The following is a 9,708-nucleotide window of genomic DNA, read 5'->3' as shown; positions in this document are numbered from 1 at the left end:
CGCCCCTCCGCCCCCCCCGCCCCCCCCCCCGTACCCTGCCGCCGCCGCCCCCCACCCACCGCCGGCCCCCCCCCCCCGTCGGTCCGGCGAGTGGGAGTCCCCCCTGCTCGAAGAGCTTGGGGGAGCGTGCCAGGCGCCGCCGGGCACGGGAGGCTCTGCGGACACGACCTAGGGTCGCGGGCCGTCCGGGGCCGGGTTCTCGCGGGCCGCGTGCCACTCCTGGACGATCCGTTCCACGTCGTACGGCTTGAGGCCGAGCGGAGGTCCGGGCGGCGGCTTGAACATCATGTCGCGGATCTTGACGTTGACGTCCTCGACGGCCCGTCGCACCGCCCGCTCGGAGGGAAGCGCGGGAACCGCCGCGAGCACGTCCTCCGCCTCCTTGCGCAGGGCCAGCGTGGGCGGCAGGACGGACAGCCCCTCACGGGCCATCTTCCGCTTGATCCACCAGAGTTCGTCGTACGGGGTGTCGGTGACCTCCGGCAGCGGCTTGCCCGCGCCGGGGAGTTCCGTGAATTCGCCGCGGGCCTCCGCCTGGCGGATCTGCCGGTCGACCCACGACTCGAAGCTGACACCTGGTGGCTTGCGCTCGGTCATGAGTCCATTGTGCCGGAGGTCGCACGGCGACGGTGAAGGTCGAATTATCATGCGGCGGCGACGGGGCAACCTCGTTCCCCGGCGGGACAATTGGAACCAGCACCTCACGAAGGAGCGCGCGTTGCTCGAACTCACCATGGCCTCGGTGACCGGAGGGGACGCCGGAGCGACGGCCGGGATGCAGATGGCCGACGCGCCGAGCGACCCAGGAGCCATGCTGCGGGTGGGCCGGGACCGGGCCGTGTGCCGTCTCGCGACCCCCGACGACTGGCTGTTCGTCTCCCGGGTCCACCTGGAGTTCCTGTGCGGCCCGGACCGCTCCTGGCAGGTCAGCTGGCTCCGGGGTTCCCACGCGGAGCCGTCCTCCGAGGTCCGGCTGATCCTCACGGGACTGCAGCCCCAGCCGCTTCCGTACGGCGGGACGGCCAGACTCCCGGCGGGCGGCTCCGGTGAACTCGTCATCCAGGACCGCACCGGGCCCCACACCGTGAACGTGGGCTTCTACCACGAGGTCTGAGCCCTGTGCGGGGGTGCGGAGGTGCGGCGGTGCGGGACCGGGCGGTCAGGCCCGTACGCGGGCCAGCGCGAAGCCGTCGTACCCCTTGCTGCCCACCGTCTGCACCGCCGTGCCGTCCAACTTCGGGTGGGAGGCGATCAGTTCGAGGGCGGCCCGGGTGCCCCGCACGCTCGGGTCGGTGCTCGTCCCGTCGGTCACCGCTCCGCCGCGGACCACGTTGTCGAGGACGATCACGCTGCCGGGCCGGGTGAGCCGGACCGCCCACTCGATGTAGTGGGCGTTGTTCACCTTGTCCGCGTCGATGAAGACGAGGTCGAACGGCTCCGGATTCTCGTCCGCCAGCTTCGGCAGGGTCTCCAGGGCGGGGCCCACCCGCACCTCGGCGATCTTGTCGAGGCCGGCCCGCGTGAGATTGGCGCGGGCGACCTCGGCGTGCCGGGGGTCGTACTCGAGGGTGATCAGCGTCCCGTCGGCGGGCAGCGCGCGGCCCAGCCAGATCGTGCTGTAGCCGCCGAGCGTGCCGATCTCCAGGATGCGGCGGGCACCCTGGATCTCGGCGAGCAACCGGAGCAGCTTGCCCTGGTTCGGCGCGACGCTGATGGGGGGCAGTCCGGCCGCGTCGCTGTCGTGCAGCGCGGCGGCGAGGACTTCGTCGGCGGGGGCCAGGAGGTTGGTGAAGTGGTCGTCGACGTCGTTCCAGAGCTGCGACTCGCTCATGCACCGGGCCTTTCATAGCCTAGTTAGATGCGCTAAGGACTTCCGCCTCGAACCTAGCCCCCGGCGCCCCCGCGTGCCAGCGGGATTCGGGCCCCGCGCGTCGCCGGGGCGCGGGGCCCGCGGACGTCAGCCTCGGGCGGGTTCCACGGCGGGCGCCGAGCCCGGCAGCGGCCGGCCCGCCGACTCCGTCATGAACCAGACGGCGGCACCGCCGATCACGGCCGCGGCCATCATGTAGTACGCGGGCATCATCATGTTCCCGGTCGCCCCGATGAGCGCGGTGACGACCAGCGGCGTCGTGCCGCCGAAGAGCGAGACGGAGACGTTGAAGCCGATCGAGAGCGAACCGTAGCGGACCCGGGTCGGGAACAGCGCCGGGAGCGCGGCGGGCATCGCGGCGGTGAAGCACACCAGCAGCAGGCCGAGGGCGCCCATGCCGAGCGCGACGGCGAGCAGACTGCCCTGGCGGATCAGCAGCAGCGCCGGGACGGACAGGGCCAGGAAGCCGGCACAGCCCGCGGCGATCACCGGGCGGCGGCCGATCCGGTCGGTCAGGGCGCCCGCGAAGGGCTGCACGACCATCATCAGCGCCATCACGCCGAGGACCACGAGCAGACCGTGCGTCTCGTCGTACTTGAGCTCGCTGGTCAGGTAGCTCGGCATGTAGGACAGCAGCATGTAGTCGGTGACGTTGAAGACCAGCACCAGGCCCATGCACAGCAGCAGGGTGCGCCACTGGCCGGCGACCATCTCGCGCAGCGGCACCTTGGGGCGGGCGGCCTCGGACTTCTCCAGCTCCGCGGCGAACGCCGGGGTCTCCTCCAGACGCATCCGCAGATAGAGGCCGATGATGCCCATCGGGCCCGCGATCAGGAACGGGACGCGCCAGCCCCAGGACAGCAGGTCGTCGGTGGACAGCAGGGCGGTCATGAGGGTCACCAGACCCGCGCCGCCGATGTATCCGGCCAGCGTGCCGAACTCCAGCCAGCTTCCGAGGAAGCCGCGCTTCTTGTCCGGCGCGTACTCGGCGATGAAGGTCGTGGCGCCCGCGTACTCGCCGCCGGTGGAGAAGCCCTGCACCAGACGGGCCACGAGCAGCAGGACCGGAGCGCCGACACCGATCGTGGCGTACGACGGGATCAGACCGATCGCGAAAGTGCCCGCCGCCATCATGATCATGGTGAGCGCGAGGACCTTCTGGCGGCCGATCCGGTCGCCGAGCGGGCCGAAGACCATGCCGCCGAGCGGGCGGACGAGGAAGGCCGCGGCGAAGGCGCCGAACGTCGAGAGGAGCTGGGCGGTCGGGTTGCCCGAGGGGAAGAAGACCTTGCCCAGGGTCACCGCGATGTAGCTGTAGACGCCGAAGTCGAACCACTCCATCGCGTTGCCGAGCGCCGCCGCTTTCACGGCACGCCTGACCAGCGCGGGGTCGGTGACGGTGACCTCGGAGGGGACGAGGCGGGCGGAAGCCGGGACACGTACGGCGGGGGCCGTCGGGGTCGCGGTCGGGGTAGCGGTCGGCAAGAGCCTTCCTTTCGCCGGGGACAGGGACGGGTCCGCCCGGGAGCGGGCCCGGGGGCTCGCACAGGTGACCCGTGAAGGTGACCCGCGGGTGACCCGGGGCGGACCGACGGCCCGTCCGGAGACGGGCCGAAAAGCGACCTTAGGACCCTTTGCCCCCATCACGTGAGGTAGGCGACCGGGTGCGCAGCGCACATAAAGGCGGCATACGCAGGCGTGACGAGGGAATCGGAGCCGCCCTCGCGGAGGGTCCTCTGTGAGTCATGTCGCGGGCCCGGCCGGGAACCGACCCCTTCGCCGACCGTCGATATTCGGACAAAGCGGAGAAGATGTTCAGGTCGATCCGGGCCTGCCGCCCCTCCCGGCGACGGTGGCCGGGACACGCGAGGTCCTGATATGGGTTGACATAAGGGATCTGTGAGACGCAGACCGGTCAATGGGTCGGGAGGGCCGACAGGGCGTGGCGAACGTGGAGCACGGCGGACGGCCGGGCGAAGGCATCGTGGGAGCGCCGGAGACGGTGCGGGCACGACTGCGCGCGCTTCGCGTCGTGCTCTGGGCCGTCGCCGCGATACTGGCCGTACGACAGCTCGCCGCCGTCCTCAGCACGCCCAAGGCGGACCGGCTGACGGACCTGGAGACCTGGGTCGGCCCGAACGGCGTACTGCACGTGAAGGGCTCGCTGTACGACTCGACACAGTTCACCGGCACCCCGTTCGGCGGCCTCGTCCTCAAACCCCTCACCCGGTCGGCCGAACAGGCCCTCGGCTGGGGCTGGACCTTCGGCACCCTGCTGCTCGTCGTGGCGCTCGGCCTGGTCGCCGCCCGCGCCCTGCCGCCGCCCGTCAGCCGGCGTACGTCGCTGCTCGCCGCGCCCGTGGCCGTCAGCCTGCTGATGCTGTCGCTCCCCGTGCGCAACGCCCTCTACCTCGGCCAGACCAGCATCATCCCGGTGCTGCTCGTCCTGCTCGGCTGCTTCGTCGTCCGCGGCGAGCGCCTCTGCGGGGTCCTCATCGGGCTCGCGGCGGCCCTCCAGCCGACCGTGCTGCTCTTCGCCCCGCTGCTCTGGTTCACCGGCCGCCGCCGCCGCGCCGCCGTCTCCACCGGCGTCACCTTCGCCGCCCTCACCGCGCTCGCCTGGGCCGCGATGCCGCGCGACTCGAACACGTACTGGGTGCACCACCTGGCGGGTGTCGGCCTCGGCAAGTCCGCCGACGACCTCGCCAACCAGTCCCTGCACGGCGCTCTGCTGCGGTTCGGCCTCACCGGGCCGCTGGAGGTCGGTCTCTTCCTGGCGCTCGGCGTGGCCGTCGCCGTCCTGGGTCTGCGCCGCGCGGTGCGCTACGCCCGCGACGGGCAGTTGCTGCTCGCCGTCGCGGTGACCGGCTGCGTCGCCGTCGCCGTCTCGCCCACCACCTGGCAGCACCAGGTCCTGTGGGTCCTGCTCGCCCTCGTCGGCCGGGTCGGCCGGAAGACCTCCGACGGCTATGTGTGGCCCGTCGCGGTCGTCCTCGTCATGACACTGCCCGCCCGGATGATGCTGCCGGACATGCCGGTGCTCGAACCGGTGCGCGACAACGTGGTGCTGATCGCCGCGCTGGCCGCCGCCACGGCCGTACCGTTCCTGCCCCGTACCTCCGCGTACTACCGGGCCCCGCTCCCCACCGACCACGCGGCGCCCGCCCCCACACGCTGGAGGCGGATCCCGCTGCTGCCGTCCGGCCGGGTCCTCACCCGCCCGAACCTGCTGCTCGAACTGCTCCTGATCCGCGTCGGGTACTCCGCCTACCAGCAGGTCAGGCTCGCCGCCACGGGCGGCAGCAACTCCGGCGGGCGGGCCGCCGCCGAGCATCACGGCGGGCAGATCCTCGCCGTCGAGCGGTTTCTGCACCTGGACATCGAGCACTGGGTCAACCACGCGGTGGTCCAGGTCCCCGGCATGAGGGACTTCTTCGACTTCTACTACCAGTCGTTCCACTTCGGTGTCCCGCTCACCATCCTCGCCGTGCTCTACGTCCGCCGCCCCGCCGACCACCGCTGGGCGCGCTCCGCCCTCGGCTTCGCCACCCTCCTCGCCCTCGTCGGCTTCTGGCTCTACCCGCTCGCCCCGCCGCGCCTGATGCCGGGCCTCGGCGTGATCGACACCGTGCACGGGGTGCAGGACTTCTCCAAGCCCGACTACGGCACGCTGACCGAGCTGACCAACCAGTACGCGGCGATGCCCTCGCTGCATTTCGGCTGGTCCCTGTGGTGCGGGATCGTCATCGTGGTGCTGGCGCCCAGGTGGTGGATGAAGGCGCTGGGCCTGCTGCACCCGCTTCTCACGGTCTCCTCGATCGTGGCGACCGGAAACCACTGGGTCCTGGACGCCGTCGGCGGCGCGGCCGTCGTCGCCGTGGGCTTCGGCCTGACGTATCTCATCAGCGGCCCGCGGGTCCGGGCAGCCGTGGAACCGGCCGGGGCCGGGGTGGGGCCACCGGTCCGCGCGGTGGGCCGTACGCCGGGCTGATCGGGGCGGGGCGGGGCGGGGGTCGGGGTGGGGCTGGGCGGTCAGGTCGTGGGGCCGGGCAGTCAGGTTGTGGCTCCGGGCGATCCGGTCTGTTTCGAGGTGACGGGTGCGGGTGCGGGTGCGGACGCGGTCTCGGGGGAGGCAGAGGCGGGCGCGGGGGGGTGCCCCTGCCTCCCTCGGGACGGGCCGGCGGTGCCGGGAGACCGCCGGCCCGAGCGTGCGCGCGGCCCCGCTACGCGTGACGGACCTGGAGTTCCTTGACGCCGTTCAGCCAGGCGGAGCGGAGGCGGCGGGGGTCGCCCGCCAGCCGCAGATCCGGCATCGCGTCGGCGATCGCGTTGAAGATCAGGTCGATCTCCAGCGTGGCCAGGGACTTGCCGAGGCAGAAGTGCGGACCGCCGCCGCCGAAGCCGAGGTGCGGGTTGGGGTCACGGGAGATGTCGAAGACCTCGGGGTTCTCGAACACGTCGGGGTCGTTGTTCGCGGAGGAGTAGAAGATGCCGACGCGGTCGCCCTTCCTGATCCGCTGCCCGCCCAGTTCGGTGTCCTGGGTCGCGGTGCGCTGGAAGGCGACGACGGGGGTCGCCCAGCGGACGATCTCCTCGGCGGTGGTCTTCGGCCGCTCCCTCTTGTAGAGGTCCCACTGGTCGGGGTGGGTGAGCAGCGCGTGCATCCCGTGGGTGATGGCGTTGCGGGTCGTCTCGTTGCCGGCGACCGCCAGCAGCAGGACGAAGAAGCCGAACTCGTCGGAGGCGAGGTTCCCCTGGTCCTCCGCCGCCACCAGGGTGCTGACGATGTCCTTGGCCGGGCACTGCTTGCGGTCCGCGGCCATGTTCATCGCGTACGAGATGAGTTCGGTGGCCGACTCGGCGCCGATCTCCTCGGTGATCGCGTACTCCGGATCGTCGTACGACACCATCTTGTTGGACCAGTCGAAGATCTTGACGCGGTCCTCCTGCGGGACGCCGATCAGCTCGGCTATCGCCTGGAGCGGCAGTTCGCAGGCGACCTGGGTGACGAAGTCGAAGCAGCCGTCGGGGGCGGTCTGCGCGAGCGCGTTCGCGACGATCGAACCGGCCCGGGCGCGCAGCGCGTCCTCCAGGGAGCGGATGGCGCGCGGGGTGAAGCCGCGCTGCACGATCTGCCGGACCCGGGTGTGTTCGGGCGGGTCCATGTTCAGCATGATGAGCCGCTGGACCTCGATCTGCTCGCGCTGGATGTGCTCGTTGAAGCGGATGACGGCCGTGTTGAGGAACGAGGAGAACAACTCGGGGTGCGTCGAGACGTACTTGACGTCCGAGTGCCGGGTGACGGCCCAGTAGCCGTCGTCCTCGAAGCCCGCCACACCGGGCTGTTGCGGGATCCAGTGGACCGGCTCGGCCCGGCGCAGCTCGGCGAACTCCGGGAGGGGTACGCGTTGGTGGAGCACATCGGGGTCGGTGAAATCGAACCCGTCGGGCAGCGCTGGACAGGACATCGGCAACTCCAGGCTCTTTCTCGCATGTGATTCTGACGGGTCATCAGGAACATGGAATCGCCGTGAAGGTAGTAACGGGTTCTACAAGTGGCAAGAGGTGCGGGCCTCCCAATTCCGTGCGGGATTGGTGCAGATCACGACTTCGGGAGCTGCACGACCCTTGCGGCGCGGGGGGTTCGCTCAGCAAACTGCACGCAGAACTGGTACGCGTTCTAGTTCTGCGCGGTGGGTGGGCCGGGACGCCCCGCGCTGCGCGGTTCAGCAGGGCCTGGCCGCCGGGCAGGCCTGAGGAGAGGACGAGCCCCCATGGCCGCGGAACCCGTGATCGTCGAAGCCGTACGGACCCCCATCGGCAAGCGCGGAGGCGCGCTCGCCAATCTGCACCCCGCCTATCTCCTGGGCGAGACCTACCGTGAACTCCTCGGCCGCACCGGCATCCCCGCCGACTGCGTCGAGCAGATCGTCGGCGGCACGGTGACCCACGCCGGCGAACAGTCGATGAACCCCGCGCGTACCGCCTGGCTGACCGTGGGGCTGCCCTACGAGACGGCCGCGACGACGGTCGACTGCCAGTGCGGCTCCTCGCAGCAGGCCTCCCACATGGTCGCCAACATGATCGCCGCGGGTGTCATCGACGTCGGGATCAGCTGTGGTGTCGAGGCGATGTCGCGGGTGCCGCTGGGCTCGGGGTCAAAGCACGGGCCCGGCAAGCCGTTCCCTGACGAGTGGAACGTCGATCTGCCGAACCAGTTCGAGGCGGCCGAACGGATCGCGCGCCATCGCGGACTGACCCGCGAGAACGTCGACTCCCTCGGGCTCATCTCGCAGGAACGGGCCGCCGTGGCCTGGGCCGAGGAACGCTTCAAGCGCGAGACGTTCGCCGTGCAGGTGCCCACCACCGAGGACGAACAGCGGGCCGGGCAGGGCATGTGGCGGCTCGTCGACCGGGACGAGGGGTTGCGCGACACGTCCATGGAGGCGCTGGCGAAGCTGAAGCCGGTGATGCCGACGGCCGTTCACACGGCCGGCAACTCCTCCCAGATCTCGGACGGTTCGGCGGCCATCCTGTGGGCGTCCAAGCGGATGGCGCGGGCGCTGAAGCTGCGGCCGCGGGCGCGGATCGTGGCCCAGGCGCTGGTGGGTTCGGACCCGCACTTCCACCTGGACGGGCCGATCGACGCCACCCGGGCCGTGCTCGGCAAGGCCGGGATGTCGCTGAAGGACATCGACCTCGTCGAGATCAACGAGGCGTTCGCGTCCGTGGTGCTGAGCTGGGCACAGGTCTTCGGGCAGGACCTGGAGAAGGTGAACGTGAACGGGGGCGGGATCGCGCTCGGGCATCCGGTGGGGGCCACGGGGGCGCGGCTCATCACCACGGCGCTGCATGAACTGGAGCGTGCTGACAAGGAGTTCGCGTTGATCACGATGTGTGCGGGTGGGGGGCTCGCGACGGGGACGATCATTCAGCGGTTGTGAGCGGGCGCCGCGGGCCTGCGGCGGGTTCGCCGTCGGCTCGCGGGCGCTACTCCCGACCGGAGACGGTCGCCGCCAGGGTCGCCGGGATCAGTGCCGCGATCAGCAGGGGGAGGGCGAGGCCGTGGTGCAGGACCAGCCACGCGCCGAGCAGGGCGCCCGCCGCCATCGCCAGGACGGAGGCGGTCCGGCGTGGGGAGTGGTGGCCCGCGCCGCCGCCGGCGCGGGAGTCGGCGGCCAGGCCCGTGAGGGTCATCGTCAGTACGGTGGTCGTCAGGTCGGCGATGCCGAGCCTGCGTACCGTCGCGTTGCGCAGGCCCATCGCGAAGGCCGTCACGGCGATCACGGTGTAGGTGGTGGCGGTCGCGTGCGGGGCGGCGAAGGCCACCGCCGCGCAGGCGGCCGTGAGGACGGCCTCCGCGGCGAAGACGGCGCGGGCCCAGGTGCGGCGGGGGCCGTCGCTCAGGCGCACGGTCGTCCGTCCGCCGGTCGTGGCGCCGGCCACGAAGCAGCACAGGGACGTGAGGGTGTGCGGGACGGAGAAGCCGGGGGCGCCGGCGGCGGCGAAGCCGAGCACGACCACGTTGCCGGTCATGTTCGCCGTGAAGACGTGGCCCAGGCCGAGGTAGCTCACCGCGTCGATGAGGCCGCTGACGACGGTCAGCGACAGCAGCGCGGGCACGAGGCGGAGGCCTTTTGACTCGGGGTCGGGGTCGTGCGGCGTGGTCATGGGGGTCAGTCCACCACGGGGCCGGGGTCGTGTCCGTGCTCGCGGGTCCGGTCGGTGGCACGGCCCGGCTGAGACCGGTGGGTGGGTCGGGGCCGTGCCGGTGCATCAGCCCGTCGCCGTTGGGTGAGGGGTGGGCGTCGGTGGCGACGGGCATCGATGTACCGGCA

At 71.5% G+C, this 9,708-nt stretch carries 8 protein-coding genes; 3 read left to right on the top strand and 5 right to left on the bottom strand.

The annotated features are described in order from the left end of the window. Positions 1–168: 168 nt before the first annotated feature. The gene (locus ACFXGX_RS41010; protein ID WP_384802851.1) at positions 169–597 is read right to left on the bottom strand and encodes a DUF1992 domain-containing protein; all 429 of its coding nucleotides are present in this window, start codon (positions 595–597) and stop codon (positions 169–171) included. Positions 598–718: 121 nt separating this feature from the next. Between ACFXGX_RS41010 and ACFXGX_RS41005 the strand changes: the two genes are divergently transcribed. Further along, positions 719–1,114 (top strand): hypothetical protein, encoded by a 396-nt coding sequence (locus ACFXGX_RS41005; RefSeq protein ID WP_384802865.1) that lies wholly within the window; start codon positions 719–721, stop codon positions 1,112–1,114. A gap of 45 nt (positions 1,115–1,159) precedes the next feature. On the opposite strand, the gene ACFXGX_RS41000 is transcribed toward ACFXGX_RS41005, so the two are convergent. Both ACFXGX_RS41000 and proP read right to left on the bottom strand, forming a co-directional pair. Further along, positions 1,160–1,831, bottom strand: a complete 672-nt coding sequence (locus tag ACFXGX_RS41000; RefSeq protein ID WP_384802848.1) for an O-methyltransferase — start codon at positions 1,829–1,831, stop codon at positions 1,160–1,162. A 126-nt stretch (positions 1,832–1,957) separates the two neighbouring features. Beyond that, entirely contained in the window at positions 1,958–3,355 is a 1,398-nt protein-coding gene (gene proP / locus ACFXGX_RS40995; RefSeq protein ID WP_384802845.1) for a glycine betaine/L-proline transporter ProP, read from the bottom strand. 457 nt (positions 3,356–3,812) lie between these two features. On the opposite strand from proP, the gene ACFXGX_RS40990 reads away from it, so the two are divergent. Then, complete coding sequence (locus ACFXGX_RS40990; protein WP_384802842.1) at positions 3,813–5,861, top strand: bifunctional glycosyltransferase 87/phosphatase PAP2 family protein; 2,049 nt, start codon at positions 3,813–3,815, stop codon at positions 5,859–5,861. A gap of 232 nt (positions 5,862–6,093) precedes the next feature. On the opposite strand, the gene ACFXGX_RS40985 is transcribed toward ACFXGX_RS40990, so the two are convergent. Then, positions 6,094–7,338: a cytochrome P450 gene (locus ACFXGX_RS40985; protein ID WP_384802838.1), complete on the bottom strand. Its 1,245-nt coding sequence runs from the start codon at positions 7,336–7,338 to the stop codon at positions 6,094–6,096. Positions 7,339–7,644: 306 nt separating this feature from the next. Here ACFXGX_RS40985 and ACFXGX_RS40980 point away from each other — a divergent pair, with 306 nt between their 5' ends. Further along, on the top strand, positions 7,645–8,814 hold the full coding sequence (locus ACFXGX_RS40980) for a steroid 3-ketoacyl-CoA thiolase (protein WP_328452998.1): 1,170 nt from the start codon (positions 7,645–7,647) through the stop codon (positions 8,812–8,814). A gap of 46 nt (positions 8,815–8,860) precedes the next feature. On the opposite strand, the gene ACFXGX_RS40975 is transcribed toward ACFXGX_RS40980, so the two are convergent. Then, positions 8,861–9,541 carry a YoaK family protein gene (locus tag ACFXGX_RS40975; RefSeq protein WP_384802834.1) on the bottom strand — a complete coding sequence of 227 codons (681 nt, stop codon included), beginning with the start codon at positions 9,539–9,541 and terminating at the stop codon, positions 8,861–8,863. Between the last annotated feature and the right edge of the window lie 167 nt (positions 9,542–9,708).

The organism is Streptomyces sp. NPDC059371 (genome assembly GCF_042751995.1).
Taxonomy (GTDB): Bacteria; Actinomycetota; Actinomycetes; order Streptomycetales; family Streptomycetaceae; genus Streptomyces.
This window is presented reverse-complemented; position numbering and strand designations above follow the sequence as displayed.

Excerpts from the sequence above, each read along its gene's own strand:
- ACFXGX_RS41010 (WP_384802851.1), bottom strand. The coding sequence starts at position 597 with ATGACCGAGCGCAAGCCACCAGGTGTCAGCTTCGAGTCGTGGGTCGAC.
- ACFXGX_RS41000 (WP_384802848.1), bottom strand. The coding sequence starts at position 1,831 with ATGAGCGAGTCGCAGCTCTGGAACGACGTCGACGACCACTTCACCAAC.
- ACFXGX_RS40985 (WP_384802838.1), bottom strand. The coding sequence starts at position 7,338 with ATGTCCTGTCCAGCGCTGCCCGACGGGTTCGATTTCACCGACCCCGAT.
- ACFXGX_RS40980 (WP_328452998.1), top strand. The coding sequence starts at position 7,645 with ATGGCCGCGGAACCCGTGATCGTCGAAGCCGTACGGACCCCCATCGGC.
- ACFXGX_RS40975 (WP_384802834.1), bottom strand. The coding sequence starts at position 9,541 with ATGACCACGCCGCACGACCCCGACCCCGAGTCAAAAGGCCTCCGCCTC.